The sequence below is a fragment of the Actinomadura sp. ATCC 39365 genome, from assembly GCF_054392275.1.
Map to the genome: position 1 here is coordinate 11100662 of NZ_CP184335.1, position 14433 is coordinate 11115094.

General features: G+C 72.9%; 15 protein-coding genes. 10 read left to right on the forward strand and 5 right to left on the reverse strand.

The genetic code is table 11. The features are described 5' to 3' along the window. Positions 1-11 precede the first annotated feature (11 nt). The 4 genes from ACNF49_RS52995 to ACNF49_RS53010 are packed head-to-tail and all read right to left on the reverse strand — an operon-like array spanning position 12 to position 4517. Positions 12-1892, reverse strand: a complete 1881-nt coding sequence (locus ACNF49_RS52995; RefSeq protein WP_482942379.1) for a glycosyltransferase family 2 protein — start codon at positions 1890-1892, stop codon at positions 12-14. Between the two features lie 29 nt (positions 1893-1921). After that, positions 1922-2941, reverse strand: coding sequence for a hypothetical protein (locus tag ACNF49_RS53000; RefSeq protein WP_482942380.1), 1020 nt, complete (start codon positions 2939-2941; stop codon positions 1922-1924). Continuing rightward, positions 2884-3594: a class I SAM-dependent methyltransferase gene (locus ACNF49_RS53005; RefSeq protein ID WP_482942381.1), complete on the reverse strand. Its 711-nt coding sequence runs from the start codon at positions 3592-3594 to the stop codon at positions 2884-2886. Before ACNF49_RS53005 ends, ACNF49_RS53000 begins: the two co-directional genes overlap by 58 nt. Then, positions 3591-4517: a hypothetical protein gene (locus tag ACNF49_RS53010; RefSeq protein WP_498703750.1), complete on the reverse strand. Its 927-nt coding sequence runs from the start codon at positions 4515-4517 to the stop codon at positions 3591-3593. The genes ACNF49_RS53005 and ACNF49_RS53010 overlap by 4 nt, the downstream gene beginning before the upstream one ends. 165 nt (positions 4518-4682) lie before the next feature. Here ACNF49_RS53010 and ACNF49_RS53015 point away from each other — a divergent pair, with 165 nt between their 5' ends. Both ACNF49_RS53015 and ACNF49_RS53020 read left to right on the forward strand, forming a co-directional pair. Further along, entirely contained in the window at positions 4683-4931 is a 249-nt protein-coding gene (locus tag ACNF49_RS53015; RefSeq protein ID WP_357982574.1) for an acyl carrier protein, read from the forward strand. Next, positions 4906-5664 carry an SDR family NAD(P)-dependent oxidoreductase gene (locus tag ACNF49_RS53020; RefSeq protein WP_357982577.1) on the forward strand — a complete coding sequence of 253 codons (759 nt, stop codon included), beginning with the start codon at positions 4906-4908 and terminating at the stop codon, positions 5662-5664. The genes ACNF49_RS53015 and ACNF49_RS53020 overlap by 26 nt, the downstream gene beginning before the upstream one ends. Positions 5665-5827: 163 nt before the next feature. On the opposite strand, the gene ACNF49_RS53025 is transcribed toward ACNF49_RS53020, so the two are convergent. Continuing rightward, on the reverse strand, positions 5828-5995 hold the full coding sequence (locus ACNF49_RS53025) for a hypothetical protein (protein WP_482942383.1): 168 nt from the start codon (positions 5993-5995) through the stop codon (positions 5828-5830). Between the two features lie 12 nt (positions 5996-6007). Between ACNF49_RS53025 and ACNF49_RS53030 the strand changes: the two genes are divergently transcribed. The 8 genes from ACNF49_RS53030 to ACNF49_RS53065 all read left to right on the forward strand — a co-directional run bounded on the left by ACNF49_RS53030 (position 6008) and on the right by ACNF49_RS53065 (position 14430). Beyond that, positions 6008-6982 carry an AMP-binding protein gene (locus ACNF49_RS53030; protein WP_482942384.1) on the forward strand — a complete coding sequence of 325 codons (975 nt, stop codon included), beginning with the start codon at positions 6008-6010 and terminating at the stop codon, positions 6980-6982. After that, positions 6979-7407: a LuxE/PaaK family acyltransferase gene (locus ACNF49_RS53035; protein WP_482942385.1), complete on the forward strand. Its 429-nt coding sequence runs from the start codon at positions 6979-6981 to the stop codon at positions 7405-7407. The genes ACNF49_RS53030 and ACNF49_RS53035 overlap by 4 nt, the downstream gene beginning before the upstream one ends. After that, positions 7407-8006, forward strand: a complete 600-nt coding sequence (locus ACNF49_RS53040; RefSeq protein ID WP_498703752.1) for a LuxE/PaaK family acyltransferase — start codon at positions 7407-7409, stop codon at positions 8004-8006. Before ACNF49_RS53035 ends, ACNF49_RS53040 begins: the two co-directional genes overlap by 1 nt. Then, a complete protein-coding gene (locus ACNF49_RS53045; protein ID WP_357982587.1) occupies positions 8006-9274 on the forward strand; it encodes an acyl-CoA reductase in 1269 nt (422 codons plus the stop codon). Before ACNF49_RS53040 ends, ACNF49_RS53045 begins: the two co-directional genes overlap by 1 nt. A 154-nt stretch (positions 9275-9428) precedes the next feature. Beyond that, on the forward strand, positions 9429-11621 hold the full coding sequence (locus ACNF49_RS53050) for a hypothetical protein (protein WP_482942387.1): 2193 nt from the start codon (positions 9429-9431) through the stop codon (positions 11619-11621). A 105-nt stretch (positions 11622-11726) separates the two neighbouring features. Beyond that, complete coding sequence (locus ACNF49_RS53055) at positions 11727-12977, forward strand: glycosyltransferase (protein WP_357982593.1); 1251 nt, start codon at positions 11727-11729, stop codon at positions 12975-12977. Then, positions 12964-13662 (forward strand): class I SAM-dependent methyltransferase, encoded by a 699-nt coding sequence (locus ACNF49_RS53060; protein ID WP_357982596.1) that lies wholly within the window; start codon positions 12964-12966, stop codon positions 13660-13662. The genes ACNF49_RS53055 and ACNF49_RS53060 overlap by 14 nt, the downstream gene beginning before the upstream one ends. 93 nt (positions 13663-13755) lie before the next feature. After that, positions 13756-14430 (forward strand): polysaccharide deacetylase family protein, encoded by a 675-nt coding sequence (locus ACNF49_RS53065; RefSeq protein ID WP_357982599.1) that lies wholly within the window; start codon positions 13756-13758, stop codon positions 14428-14430. The last annotated feature ends 3 nt before the right edge of the window (positions 14431-14433 follow it).

The window sequence follows — 14433 nt, forward strand, 5'->3', positions numbered from 1 at the left end:
GGAGCCGGCCCTCAGCGCTCGGCCAGCAGCAGGCAGCCGTCCTCGCTGCGGTCGATGAGGAAGCGCCGGTCGTCCACGGTGGCGACCTGGCGCTCGGCCCGCCGGACGAGCGGGCGGATGGGCCGGCCCTGGTCGATGACCACCTCCCACCACGACTCGCGGCCGACGCACTCGTCGATGCCGGCCAGCGGCACGCGTGCGGAGAAGTCCTGGCCGGCCAGCGCGACGGGGAAGTACATCTCCTCGCCGTCGCTCTTGCGCCGCAGCCGCACCACCGGCTCACCGTCGCCGAGGTCGTTGATCCGGCCCGAGAACACCAGGTCGCCGTCGTCCACGCGGCACTCGCCGATGAGCGCCTGGGCGTTGCGCAGCCGCAGCCCCCACCCGCCCTTGGAGCCGCGCGCCGGCACCAGCCACACACCTGACCTGCGGCGCGGCGCGGGCACCTGCGGCGGCAGCCAGCGCGGCCCGGCCACTCTGGCGTCGAGCCTCAGCCCGTGGCCCCGCAGCTGCACGCGCAGGTCCCAGTGGCCGCGCCGGGCGAGCTGGGCGGACGTGAACACCGCGGGATCGACCGCGAAGGCGAACGGGAAGGCGTGCTCGGGCGCCGCGACGCCCTCCTCCAGCTCGACGGTCTCCCAGACGGGGGCGCTCACCTCGTCCGACAGGCGGATGATCTCGCCGGTCGCGCGTTCGGCCAGCCAGGCGCGCAGGCGCACCCGGCGCAGCGCGCCGGCGTCGAAGCGGCCCAGCGCGGCCCGGCCCGCGCCGGTCAGCACGCCGTCCCGCCATTCCAGCGACACCAGGCGGGCGGTCAGCGTCAGCTCCTCGGAGACCTCCGACAGGTACGCCGGGATCGCCGGGTGGCGGCCGTACCAGCGCCTGCGCAGCAGGCCAGCCGGTCTGACGCGGGGTTGCAGCCGGCCCTCGCGGGCCTGCTCGTGCACCACGGCCAGCTCCTGCAGCCGCCGCCGGTGCAGCAGGTGCACCTGGATCCGGTGCTCGAACGGGACGCTCAGCCAGGACTCGCGGGACACGCCGTCGAGGTAGCGGACCATCAGGTCGAGCAGCTCGGGCCGCACCCCGGTCGTGGCGGCCGCCTCGACCGCCACCGTCATGTCGATGTCGAGCGTGTCGCGGTCGAAGTCGGGCTTGAGCCCCGGCGCGTCGCGGGCCAGCAGGTCGGCGGTCTGCAGCACCGACAGCAGCCGGTCGCGCAGGTTGCCCGGCTCCAGGCGGCGCTGGGTGATCGAGGAGCCGGGCTCGTCGCGCTGCCGCCAGTGGTAGACGACCTTGGACAGCACGTCCACCGACCGGGCGCCCACGTGGGCGGCCATGGCGACGGGCTGGTCCTCGTACATGCGCTCGGGGAAGCTCAGGCCCAGCCGGTCCCAGAAGGACCGGCGGTAGACCTTGTTCCACAACATGCGGTCGCGGATCAGCAGCGGGTGGCGGGTGATGTGGGTACGCCTCATCGGCGTCGCGAACGCCTCCCGATGGGCCCAGGAGGGGATGAGCAGGTTGCGGTAGAGCCGCATGACGTTCCCGCAGGCCAGGTCGGAGCCCGTGGACTCCAGCGAGGACACCAGCCGCTTGAACGCCTCCCGCGGCACGGTGTCGTCGCCGTCGACGAAGGCCAGGTAGCGGCCGGTGGCCTGGGTCAGGCCGACGTTGCGGGCCCGCCCGACGCCCTGGTTGGGCTGCCTGATGAGACGGATCCGGGGATCGGCCGCCTGCCTGGACTCGACCTCGGCGCAACCGTCGTCGCGGCTGCCGTCGTCGACGCAGATGACCTCCAGGTCGGACATCGTCTGACCGGAGATGGAGTCCAGGCAGGGACCGATGTACTTCTCGACGTTGTGGAACGGGACGATCACCGAAAGAACCGGCACATGCACTCCTCAGCGTTGTCGTCGGCTCGTCAGCCGGACAGCAGTCGGAAGACCCGGCGGGCGACCTTGCGCGGACGGGCCAGACGGCGGGAGAGGCGGTACCCGAGCGTGCGCCGGTAGGCGGCGGACTTGCGCTGGGTCCTTCTCAGCTTGGACCTGGCCCTCACCAGCTCGCGCTCGCGGTAGGAGAGCTTGGTCTCCAGCCGGGAGATCCTGGCCAGGGCGGCGGTGAGCTGGTCGGCCAGGCGGTCGCGGGCGCCGAGCAGGTCACGGTAGGTGGGCGGGTCGGCGTGCTCGGCCGGGTGGCCCAGCTCGGCGTCGAACTTGCGGGCCAGGTCGAGGTCGCCCTGGTCGCAGGGACGTCCGGCCATGCCGCAGAGGGTCAGCGTGAGCTGGTCGGCCTCCAGCGGCCACGGCCACGGGTGATGGTGGCCCGCCGCGAGCAGCCGTACGGCGAACCGCCACAGGACCCTGCACAGCACCACGCGCGGCTCGGGCGGCACGGCCGGCGCGGCGGTCTGCACGATCGCGGCGAACCGCTCGCCGTCGTGGACCAGGCCGTCGGCGGTCACGCAGGGGCCGCCGTCGGCCTCCAGCCAGTCGGCCAGCGCCGACAGCAGCTCGCGCACGGCCTTGGTGTCCTCGCGGGCGCACGCCTCGACCAGGATCTCCTCGACCACCCGGCCGGCCGGGACCGGACGCTCGGCGCCGTCGGGCAACCGCCGCATGCCGCCCCTGGTCAGCTCGTGGACGACGGCCCCCTCCTCGATCAGGCCGAGCGGCAGCTCGACCGGGCCGTCGGCCCCTTCCGCGCCTTCCGTGCTTTCCGTGCTTTCCGTGCTTTCCGTGCCCGGCGGGTGCGGGGGCGACGGCGGACGGGTGGCGACGGCGAGCCACAGCGGGGCCAGCTCCTCCCCCAGCCGGTGGCGGAACACCAGCCGGGTCAGCCGCAGAGGGTCGGCCACCAGCATGCGGTCGCCGCCCTTGGCGCTCAGCGGAAACGTGATCGCCTCCGGCAGGTCGAAGGCGAGCGCCTCGCGCGCCAGCAACGCCCGGGGGCCTGCCGCCCCGGATAGGCCGCGTAGCAGCGCTCGACGCTCAGCCCCGCCCCCTCAAGCGCGCCGTCGAGGGCGCCCGGCCCGCTCGGGTGGCTCGGGTCGAACCCGTGCGGGGCCCACTGGTCGTCGCCGCCCTCCCGGTCGGCGGGCCTGGCCTCGATGAACCGGTCGACGCCCAGGTCGTTGCGCACGCCCAGCACCAGCCGCCCGCCGGGCGCGACGAGGGCCGACAGCGCGTGCAGCGACTCGATCCACGCCGCCGCCGGCGCCTCGGCCGAGTGCGTGCGCAGCAGCCCGTCGAGCGCCAGCACCAGCTCGTACGGCTCGTCGGCGTCGAACAGGTCGAGCCGCCCGCAGTGGACTTCGAGCCGCGGGTGCCGTTCGCCGAGGGCGCAGGCGTCGGGGTAGGACCGCAGCAGCACGGCCGTCTCGCCGGCCCGGTCCACCACGTCGTCGACCAGCACCTGCGGGTGCGGCCCGACCAGCAGCACCCGCCCGGTCGCCGGGATCACGCGCGTGACCAGCTCCAGGGCCGCGCCGCGCCAGTCGGTGACGCCGGCCATGTTGGACAGGTCCGACCACAGCAGCATCTCGCCGCCGATCAGGCGCACGTTCGCGGGCGCCTCGCTCACACGCTCGCTCATGACGTCACCCCGTGGAGCGGCCGTCCGGAGGCGGTCGCCCTCGCCCAGGCCCCGGGACGTCCGGCTCCCGCCGCGCCTCCTCCTGCCGGCGCTCCCCCGGGCACCCGCTTCCATCCGAACATTCGCCGTAGCTCCTCCGGTGTCGCCTGATATTCGAATCCCAGCTCCTGCCGCGCCACCTCGGCGGCCAGCTCGGGATCGACGTGCGTGCCGTGCAGCTCGGGCCAGAGCCGCATGCGGCGCGCCGTGCCGCCGTACTCGGGGCGTTCGTCCTCGTACTGCATCGGGTCTCCGTACACGGCGACCTCGCAGCCGACGGAGGCGCCGTAGAACAGCGCGCTGCCGAGCCGGTTGGAGGCCACCCTGCGGTGGCGCCGCAACTGGATCAGCTGCCGGCGCAGGAAGTCGCGCCCCTTGCTCTCCCACCGGGAGCCGCGCTCGCCGTGACAGATGACCTTGAACCCCCTCGATTCGTACGCCCGCCGAATGTCCGGATTCGCATATTCCAGCCAGTAAAGACAGACGGTTACCGGTTCGGTCTCGACATTTCGGATTTCGTCGGCGAGGAGGGCATGGTCTCCGGTCACGGAGGACTTTTCCCAGCCATGAAAGGGATACCAGATCGTACCCTTCCGTTCGGAGACCACGCCGAGCTCAGGCTCCAGGTAAAGCAGGTAGATCCAGGGCGCGCCGATGAGGTAGTGGCCGCGCCTGCCCATGGACCAGCCCCGACGACGAAGCACGTCAGACCAGATGAAACGGGGATAGCCGGGACTGCACCAGTGGTCGTTCGGGGGAAATCCGTGGAGATAGTTCCATCCGTGTTGAAGGAAGCCCTGGATTCGCTTCGGCGTCTCGTCCGGCAGCTCGCAGTACCTGCCCAGAATGCGCGAGTGCCCGTACCAGTGATTGGATTCGTCCATCATTCCCCCTGTAGCGGTTGGCGCGCCCCTTGGGACATTCCCAGCCCCGAACGACGGCCACGCGCCGTTATACGCTTCCATTACTCACGTCGGGGGTTTGGTTTCTCCCGCCACCACAATCCCCGCTACACTGCGTCGTGGCTTGAGGACAGAGAGTGAGACATTATGAGTCATCTCGACCGCCTGCGGGCCGTCTTCCGCACGGCGCTCAACCTGCCGGCCGACGCACACGTCGACCGCCTCGAATACCGCGGCATCCCCCAGTGGGACTCCCTGGCCCACATGGCGTTGATCGCGGCGATGGAGGACGAGTTCTCCATCATGATCGACACCGACGACATGATCGACATGAGCTCGTTCGCCAAGGCGGGCGAGCTGCTGGAGAAGCATGGAATCGGCGCAGCCGCGGTCTGAGGCCCGCGTCGCCCTGGTCACGGGGTCGACGAGGGGCATCGGCCGCGCCATCGCCACCACCCTGGCCGCCACGGGCCACACCGTCGTCCTCCATGGCCGCGACGCCGAGCGCGCCGAGAAGGCCGCCTCCGAGGTGGCCGCGGCGACCGGCGGCCAGACGTGGTCCGTCCACGGCGACGTGGCCGACCGGGCCGCGGTCGCCGGCCACATGCGCGAGATCACCCGGCGCCACGGGCGGCTCGACGCCCTGGTGGTCAACGCCGGCGTCTACGCCTCCGGCCCGCTGGCCATGACCCGCGCCGAGACCCTCGACGAGCTCTACCGCACCAACGCCCTGGCTCCGGCCCACACGCTGCAACTGGCGTTCCGGCTGCTGCTGCGCGGGCAGGGCCCCGCCGTCGTGCTGGTCTCCTCGCTCATGGGCCGCGCGGGCGGCGCCAACCAGGCGGCCTACTCCGCGACCAAGGCGTCCGTCATCGGGCTCACCCTGGCCGCCGCCAGGGAGATGGGCCCGGCGGGCATCAGGGTCAACGCCGTGGCCCCCGGCTACGTCGAGACCGACATGCTGAAGACGCTGCGGCCCGACGACCGCGAGACGGCGATCTCGGCGACCCCGCTGCGGCGGCTCGGCCGGCCCGACGACGTCGCCCAGGCGGTGGCGTTCCTGCTCTCGCCCGGCGCGTCGTACATCACCGGCCAGGTGCTCGGGGTCGACGGCGGGCTGGTGTCGTGATGTTCCCATCCCGGCAGGCCGGGCTCGTCGTCGCCGGCGAGCAGGAGGGGCTGGCCGGCGACGAGCTGGCCCGGCGCGTCGCCCGCGTGGCCGAGGCCCTGTCCCGGCTGCGGCCGGGGCCGCTGTTCTGCGGCATGCGCAACAACCTGGCGTCCGTGCTGCGCTATCTCGCCGCCTGGCAGACCGGCAGGCCGATCGCGCTGCTCGACCCCGACCTGTCGGCCGCGGCCCTGGCCGACCTGGTGAGCCGGTTCCGGCCGGCGGCGCTGGTGGGGTTCACCCACGCGGCCGACGGGCCGCCGGGCGCCCGCGGCCGGGCCCCGACCCGCATCCCGATCTGGCCGTGCTCCTGGCCACCTCGGGCTCGACGGGCAACCCCAAGCTGGTGCGGCTGTCCCGGGAGGCCGTCTCGGCCAACGCCGCGGCCATCGCCTCGGCGCTGTCGATCATGCCCGGCGAGATCGCGCCCACGAGCCTGCCGCTGCACTACAGCTACGGCCTGTCGGTGCTCAACAGCCACCTCCACGCGGGGGCCACGGTCGTCCTGACCGAGGCCGGGCTGCTCGAACGGTCCTTCTGGACACACCTCGACGAGCACAAGTGCACCTCGCTCGCGGCCGTCCCCTACCAGTACGAGATGCTGCGCAGGCTCCGCTTCGACCGCGCCGAGCATCCCACGATCCGCACGCTCACCCAGGCCGGCGGCCGGCTCAGCCCCGAGCTGGTGTCCCTGTTCGCCGCCCAGGCCGACCGCTTCTTCGTCATGTACGGGCAGACGGAGGCCACGGCCCGCATCACCGTCCTGCCGCCCGACCGGCTCGCCGACAAGCCCGGCTCGGCCGGGCAGGCCGTCCCCGGCGGGCGGCTGACGATCGACGGCGGCGAGGTCGTCTACCACGGGCCCAACGTGATGATGGGCTACGCCGAGACCGCCGCCGACCTGGCCAGGCCCGACGACCTGGGCGGGGTGCTGCGCACCGGCGACCTCGGCCGGCTCGACGACGAGGGGTTCCTCTACGTCACCGGGCGGCTCAGGCGCATCGCCAAGATTTTCGGCGTACGGGTCAACCTCGACGACGTCGAGCACCTGCTGCGCGACACCGTGCCGGTCGCGGCGACCAGCGGCGACGACCGGGTCACAGTGTGGGCCGAAGGGCTCGACGCGGCCGGGTGCCGCAACCTGGCCCGCCGGCTGGGCGCCGAGCTGCGGCTCCACTGGAGCGGCTTCGACGTGCGCGCCGTCGAACGGCTGCCGCTGCTGCCCACCGGCAAGATCGACTACCGGGCGCTGGAGTCGGCCGCGGAGGCCGGGCGGTGAGCGTGTTCACGCTCGACGCGGCCGCGCGGGAGGAGGTGCTGGCCGGGGAGCTGGCGGCGCTGACCGAGCGGCACCGGCGGGCGTGCCCGCCCTACCGGCGGATCCTCGACGCGATCGGCGCCCATCCGCCCTACGAGCGGGTGGCCGACCTGCCGTGGCTGCCGGTGCGGCTGTTCAAGACCCACGAGCTGCGCAGCGTCCCGTCCGAGGCGGTGTTCCGGGTCCTGACCTCCAGCGGCACCACCGGGCAGCGGCCGAGCCGGGTCTACCTCGACCGGGAGGCGGCCGCCGCGCAGCCGCGCATGCTGGCCGCGACCCTGCGGGCGGTGCTGGGCGAGCGGCGGCTGCCGATGCTGATCGTCGACGGCCGCTCGGTCGTCCGCGGCCCGGCCCTGAGCGCCCGGGGGCCGGGGTGCTCGGGATGATGAACTTCGGCAGAGACCACACCTTCGTCCTCGACGAGCAGGGCGAGGTCGACGCGGCGGCCGTCGAGGCGTTCCTGGCCCGCCACGGCGGCGAGCCGTTCCTGGTCTTCGGGTTCACGTTCATGGTCTGGCTCTACCTGCTCGGCCTGGGGGCCGACCTGTCCCAGGGCGTGCTGATCCACTCGGGCGGCTGGAAGCGGCTGGCCGAGCAGGCGGTCGACAACGACGCCTTCCGCCGGCGGCTGGCGTCCGAGTGCGGGCTGACCAGGGTCCACAACTTCTACGGCATGGTCGAGCAGATCGGCACGGTCTTCCTGGAGGGCCCCGACGGCGACGGGCTCTACTGCCCCGACTTCGCCGACGTCGTCATCCGCGACCCCGGCACCTGGCGGGAGGTCCCGCCCGGCGAGCCGGGGCTGATCGAGGTGGTCAGCACCCTGCCCACCTCCTATCCCGGCCACGCGCTGCTGACCGAAGACCTCGGCATGGTGCACGGCGTCGACGACGGCCACTGGCCGGGCAAGCGGTTCACCGTGCTGGGCAGGCTGCCGCGGGCCGAGGCGCGCGGTTGCAGCGACACGTTCGGGCAGGGCGGCTGATGACCGATCGATCGATCACCACCCGGATCCCGCGGGTGGGCGACGCGGGTGGGGTCGTGGTGCGCTTTCCGCCGGGCGGCTCGCCCGTCCCCGTCGAGGAGCTGGTCGCGCAGGTGCGGCAGGGCGAGCCCCTTGAGGTGGGCGACGAGCGGATGCGCGCGTTCCTGGCGGCGTTCGGCAAGCGGCTGCTGCGGCCCGCGCTGGCCCGCCGCCATCCCGAGCTGGGCTCGCTGGGGTTCTTCCTGCGGCCCAGCGAGCTGGCCCGCACCCTCGAAGAGCTGCGCACCCCGCACGTACGCGTGCCGCGCGGCCTGGTCTTCCATCTCCCTCCGGCCAACGTCGACACCGTCTTCGTCTACTCCTGGGCCCTGTCGGCCCTGATGGGCAACCGCAACGTCGTCCGCCTGTCGCCGCGCGCGGGGGCGGTCGCTGCGGTCGTCATCGACACGCTCGGGGAGGCGCTGGCCGACGCCGATCCGGTGGTGACTGCCACGCAGCGCATCGTCTCCTACGACCGGCGTGCCGAGGCGGTCACCGCCGCCCTGTCGGCCGCCTGCGACCTGCGGGTGATCTGGGGCGGCGACGACACCGTACGCGAGGTGCGCCGCCACCCGCTCGCGCCGCACGCCCGCGACCTGACCTTCCCCGACCGTTCGTCGTTCGCGGTGGTGAACGCGGCGGCCTGGCTGTGCGCGCCGCGCGCGGCCAGGGTGGCGGCGGCCGAGGGGTTCGTCAACGACAGCTACTGGTTCGACCAGGCCGCCTGCTCCTCGCCCCGCACCGTGTTCTGGGTGGGGGCCGACGGCGACTGCGAGGCGGCCCGGGGCGACTTCACCGAGCAGGTGTCGCGGGTGCTGGCCGGGCGCGGGTGGGACGTCGACGCGGCGATGGCGGTGGAGAAGCGGGTCTCGGTCTACGGGCTGGCCGCCGACGGGCTGGTGGACCTGATCGAGTTCCGGGGCAACGCGCTGGCCAACGTGACGCTGGCGGCGGCGGCCGCCATGCCGCGGCGGTGGCTGGGCGCGGGCACGTTCGCGCACGCGCGGGTGCGGACCCTGGCGGAGCTGATCCCGATGGTCGAGCGCAAGGACCAGACGCTGACCCACTTCGGCTTCTCGCTGGGCGAGCTGGAGGAGCTGGCCCGGGGGCTCGCCGGTCGCGGGGTCGATCGCATGGTGCCGGTGGGCAGCGCGTTGAGCTTCCACCGGGTGTGGGACGGCGTCGACCTGCCGGGCGAGTTCACGCGACTGGTGACCGTGGTCAGATGAGCCCTCGCACGGGGCGGCGCACCGATGACGAAAGTTCCTCCGCAGGCCGCCGAGGGTCCGCCGACGGCCATCGTGCCGTCGGGCGATGAGCCACCCGTGATGTCCGGGGCTGCCTCGGAGGTGTCCCGCCGGGGCGGGTGCGGGGCTCGGAGGCATGAGGGGGTGGCGGTGGGATGACGGCTGTGGTGGTGGCGGCCGCGGTCAGGGAGCGGCGGGCACCGGGGTGGGCGCGGCGGCTGCTCGCGGGGGGCTGCCGGCCGGGGTGGTGCTGGGCGGGGCCGCCTGGGTGTTGTCGTGGTGCGGGGTTCCGGCAGGCGATCTGGTGGCCTTCGCCGCGTACGTCCTGCTCGGGGTGGCGCTGCCGGGGACGTTGCTCTGGCGGGCCCTCACCGGCGGCGGCCGGTCGTTCGCCGAGGACGCGGCCGCCGGGCTGGCCCTCGGGTACGCGGTCGAGGTCCTGGTCTACATCCCCGCCCGCGCGGCCGGCCTGCCGCTGCTCGTCCTGGGCTGGCCGGTCATCGCCGTCGCGGCGTTCCTCGCGGTGCCGCGGTTGCGGCGTCACTGGCGGGGCCGGGCAGAACGCGAACGGATGCCCTGGTGGTGCGCCTGGTCGCTGGCCGGGGTCGCCGGTTACCTGCTGGCCTTCTGCGCCCGGTCGCTCTACCGCGTGCCGATCACCGACGCGTACGTCGACATGCCCTACCACCTGGCGCTGCTCGGCGAGGTCAGGAACCACGTGCCGCCCACGGTGCCGTCGGTGCTGGGCGAGCGGCTGTCCTACCACTGGTTCGTCTACGCCGAGATGGCGGCCACGAGCTGGGTCACCGGGATCGAGCCGGTGACGCTGGTCTACCGGCTGTCCACGTTGCCGATGACGTTCGCGATGGTCGTGCTCGTGGCGGTGCTCGGGCGGCGGCTCGGCGGGCGGTGGGGGGCGGGGGTGGCGGCGGTCGGCGTCACGTACTTCCTGTTCGCCCCGGTGTTGCAGGAGGGCGTGGTGTTCACCTCGCGGTCGATGTTCACCGTGTGGGCCAGCCCGACGCAGACGTTCGGCGCGTTGTTGTTCGCGCCCGTGGTGCTGGTGCTCACCGCCATGCGGCCGAGGGGGTGGGCGGCGGTGGCGGCGCTGCTGCTGGCACTGACGGGGGCGAAGGCGACGTTCCTGCCGTTGCTGCTGGCCGGGCTGGTGTTCGTGCTGGTCGTGCGGTTGCCGGTGGACCGGCGGCTGCGGTGGGAGTGGGTGGTGCCGGCGGCGATCACGTTCGGCTGCCTGCTGATCGCGCAGTTCCTGGTGTTCGGGCGGGGGGCGCAGGGCACGGTGGTGGCGCCGTTCGCCACGATGCGCACGTTGTGGGGGGTGGTGGCGGACGTGCAGCCGCCCGCGCTGGCCGCCGAGCCGTGGGGGCCGGTGCTGGTGTTCGCCGGTGTGCACCTGTTCTGCCTGTTCTGCGTGTGGGGCGGCGTGGCGGCGCTGAAGGCCCGGCTGCTGGACCCGGCGGTGCTGCTGCCGGTCGGCGTCGGGCTGGCGGGCATCGGCGCGATCATGGTGCTCGGCCATCCCTCCGATGCGCAGCTCTACTTCCTGGAGGGGGTGCGGCCGTACCTGTCGGTGGCCGCGGTGTGCGGGGTAGTGGCGGCCGTGGAACGGCGGCGGGTGCCGTGGGCGGTGGTCGCGGGCCTGGCCGGGGCGGGGGCGGCGGTGGCCGTCGTGGCCTCGCGGCTGGTGCCGCCGGGTGCGGCGCTGGTGCGGGTGCTGGTTCCGTACCTGGTGCTCGCGGGGGTGGCCGTGGTGGTGCTGGCGTTCCGGCGGAGGGGGTTCTCGCTGGCGGTGGTGGCGCTGCTGGCGGGGTACGCCGTGCCGACCTCGCTGCGGGAGGCGGTCGTGCACATCGTGCCCGAGCCGTGGGAGCGCGAGCGGCTGATCCCGGCCGGGGCGCTGGAGGCCGGACGGTGGCTGCGCGACCATTCCGCGCCCGGCGACGTGGTGGCCACCGACCTCCACTGCCGCAACCCGGCGCCCCGCCGTACGTGCGACAGCAGGCACTTCTGGGTCTCGGGGTTCGCCGAGCGCCGGGTGCTGGTCGAGGGCTGGGCGTACGCCGAGAGCACGCTGTCGCGCGCCGAGATGTTCGTGACCCCCTACCTCCAGGTGCCGTTCGCCGACCAGGCCAGGCTGGCGGACAACGACGCGGCCTTCCGCGAGCCGTCGGCGGCGAACGTCCGCAGGCTCCGGCGGAAATACGGCGTCAAATGGCTGTTCACCGGCAATGATCCGGCGTTGGAGACATACGCCGAACTGCGCTTCCGCAACGCCGACGTCTCCGTGTACGAGCTCACGACCAGGTAAAGCTTGTCACCGTTCATGGAATGGTGAGGAGAAACGGCACGCGCCCCGCTGGACGCCCCCAGCACCATTTCCGTGAACCTACCGCCGCAAGCGATCAGGAATCCTATGGACACGCGTGCCGCCATGGACCCGAGCCCCAACGTCCTGGACACCTCGGCCGGCCTGGCGACCGTCGACATCGTCATCCCCGTGCTCAACGAGGAGCGGGCGCTGCCGGGCTGCGTGCGCACGCTGGCCGCGTTCCTGGAGGACAGGTTCCCGCTGCCGTGGCGCATCACGGTCGTGGACAACGGCAGCACCGACGACACCTGGCCCATCGCCACCCGGCTGGCCGCCGAGCACGACCGGGTGCACGCCCGCCGGCTCGACATCCGGGGCCGCGGAGCCGCGCTCAAGGCGGCCTGGCGGGAGAGCCCGGCCGACATCGTCGCGTACATGGACGTCGATCTGTCCACCGACCTCGGCGCGCTGTTCCCGCTGGTCGCGGCGGTGGCGAGCGGGCATTCGGAGATCGCCATCGGCACCCGGCTCGCGCACAGCGCCCGCACCCTGCGCTCGATCCGCCGCGAGGTGGTCTCGCGCAGCTACAACGCGCTGCTCAGGTACGGGTTCGGGGTCAGGTTCAGCGACGCCCAGTGCGGGTTCAAGGCGGCCAGGACCGACGTGGTCCGGCCGCTCATGGACAAGATCGAGGACGACGCCTGGTTCTTCGACACCGAGCTGCTGCTGCTGGCCGAGCACAACGGCCTGCGCGTGCACGAGGTGCCGGTCGACTGGATCGAGGACACCGACTCGCGCGTCCGCGTGGTCAGGACGGCGATCGACGACCTGAAGGGCCTGGCCAGGGTCGCCTGGTCGATGTCGACGGGCCGGGCCGAGGTCGAGGTGACACGTTCGGAGCTGCGGCCCACGCATCCCGACGCGGTGGTCGCCCGGCCGAGGGCGGTGACGCTGGCGAAGTTCGCCTCGTTCGCCGCGATCGGCGTGTTCTCCGTCCTGCTGTACGCGCTCATCTACCTGCCGTTGCGCGGCGTCTGGGCGCCCGCCCCGGCCAATTTGGGCGCGCTCGTGCTCACCGGGTTCGTCAACACCGAGGCGAACCGGCGCTGGACGTTCAACCGGCTGGGCGGACGGCGTACCGCGATGCACTTCCGGGCGGCGCTGCTCTTCCTGGCGAACTACCTCCTGACCACCTCCGCCGTGCTCGGCCTGCGCAGCGTGTCGCCGGGGGCCGGGCGGCTGATGGAGATGAGCGCGGTGGTCGCCACGTACGGCCTGCTCACCCTTATCCGCTTCACCGCTCTGGACCGCTGGGTCTTCTCCCGCACAAGGAACCAACCACATGGAAACCACTGAGATCCGCCGGCTGCTCGACCTCGAGGACACCCACTGGTGGTACCGGGAGCGCCGGGCGATCCTGCGCAGGGAGCTGCGCGAGCTGGGCCGTCCCGGGCGGGCGCTCGACGTCGGCGCGGCCGGCGGCGGGAACACCCGGGTGCTGGTCGAGGCGGGCTGGGACGCCACCGCGACGGACTACTGCGAGACGGCGGTCGAGGTCGCCAGGGAACGCGGGCTCAAAGCCGTGCACGCCGACGCGCGGGCGCTGCCGTTCGAGTCGTCGAGCATGGACCTGGTGACCGCGTTCGACGTGCTCGAACACATCCACGAGGACCATCTCGTCACCGAGGAGATCGCCCGGGTGCTGGCGCCCGGCGGGCACGCGCTGATCGCCGTCCCGTGCGACATGGCGTTGTGGTCGGCGCACGACGACGCCGTGGGCCACGTACGCCGCTACGGCCGCGACACGCTGACCGTCGTGGTGGAGAAGGCCGGGCTGAAGGTGGACCGGCTGTGGAGCTGGAACGTGCTGCTGCGTCCGCTGGTGGCCCGGCACCGGCGGCGGTCGAGGGGCAGCGACCTGCAGCGGACGCCCGCGGTGGTCAATGCGGGCCTGTCGATGGTGGTGCGCGCCGAGCGCTACCTCCCGGTCAGGTCACTGAAGGGCGTGACGCTGTTCCTGCGGGCCAGGCTGGGCAGGTGACGGGTCCCGAACCACAAGGGGGAAGGCCGGGGTCAGGTCTCAAGTCGATGTCCGGTGACGCGGATGGGCCCGGATGGTTCTAGGCTGTCGCGTGTGGTGATTCACGCCCTCCTCGCGGCCACCCTGGCCCTGACAGCCACGCCCGCGGCCGCCGCCCCGAAGATCGACTGTGCCCGGCTCAAGTGCCTGGCGCTGACCTTCGACGACGGCCCGAGCGAGCACACGGCGACGCTGCTCAAGGCACTCAGGAAAGAGGGGGCCAAGGCCACCTTCTTCCTCGTCGGCAAGCAGGTCGAGCGGCGTCCGGCGCTGGCCCGGCAGCAGGCCGCGGAGGGGCACGCGATCGGCGACCACACCTATTCCCACCCCTCGCTGCCGACGCTGGGCGACAACGCCATCATCGAAGAGCTGCGCACCACCCAGGCCCTCATCGAGGACGCCACGGGCCACCGGCCGAAGATGTACCGCCCGCCCTACGGGCACACCGACGAGCGCGTGCTGCGGATGGCCGACCAGCAGGACCTCGCCGAGATCCTGTGGACGGGCACCACGCTCGACTGGAAACTGCGCGACGCCAAGAAGATCAAGGCGACCGTGCTGAAGCTGGCCAAGCGCGACGGCGTCATCCTCATGCACGACACGGTCCCGCAGACCGTCAAGGCGATGCCCGAGATCCTCAAGGAGCTCAAGAAGCAGGGTTACACCCTCGTCACCGTCCCGACGCTGCTGCGCGGCAAGGGGCCCGACTCCGGAGTGAGCTACTTCTGAGCA

Excerpts from the sequence above, each read along its gene's own strand:
- ACNF49_RS53045 (WP_357982587.1), top strand. The coding sequence starts at position 8,006 with ATGACCGATCGATCGATCACCACCCGGATCCCGCGGGTGGGCGACGCG.
- ACNF49_RS53060 (WP_357982596.1), top strand. The coding sequence starts at position 12,964 with ATGGAAACCACTGAGATCCGCCGGCTGCTCGACCTCGAGGACACCCAC.
- ACNF49_RS53010 (WP_498703750.1), bottom strand. The coding sequence starts at position 4,517 with ATGGACGAATCCAATCACTGGTACGGGCACTCGCGCATTCTGGGCAGG.
- ACNF49_RS53025 (WP_482942383.1), bottom strand. The coding sequence starts at position 5,995 with ATGCGGGTCGGGGCCCGGCCGCGGGCGCCCGGCGGCCCGTCGGCCGCG.
- ACNF49_RS53005 (WP_482942381.1), bottom strand. The coding sequence starts at position 3,594 with ATGAGCGAGCGTGTGAGCGAGGCGCCCGCGAACGTGCGCCTGATCGGC.
- ACNF49_RS53050 (WP_482942387.1), top strand. The coding sequence starts at position 9,429 with ATGAGGGGGTGGCGGTGGGATGACGGCTGTGGTGGTGGCGGCCGCGGT.
- ACNF49_RS53040 (WP_498703752.1), top strand. The coding sequence starts at position 7,407 with ATGAACTTCGGCAGAGACCACACCTTCGTCCTCGACGAGCAGGGCGAG.
- ACNF49_RS53055 (WP_357982593.1), top strand. The coding sequence starts at position 11,727 with ATGGACACGCGTGCCGCCATGGACCCGAGCCCCAACGTCCTGGACACC.
- ACNF49_RS53015 (WP_357982574.1), top strand. The coding sequence starts at position 4,683 with ATGAGTCATCTCGACCGCCTGCGGGCCGTCTTCCGCACGGCGCTCAAC.
- ACNF49_RS53020 (WP_357982577.1), top strand. The coding sequence starts at position 4,906 with ATGGAATCGGCGCAGCCGCGGTCTGAGGCCCGCGTCGCCCTGGTCACG.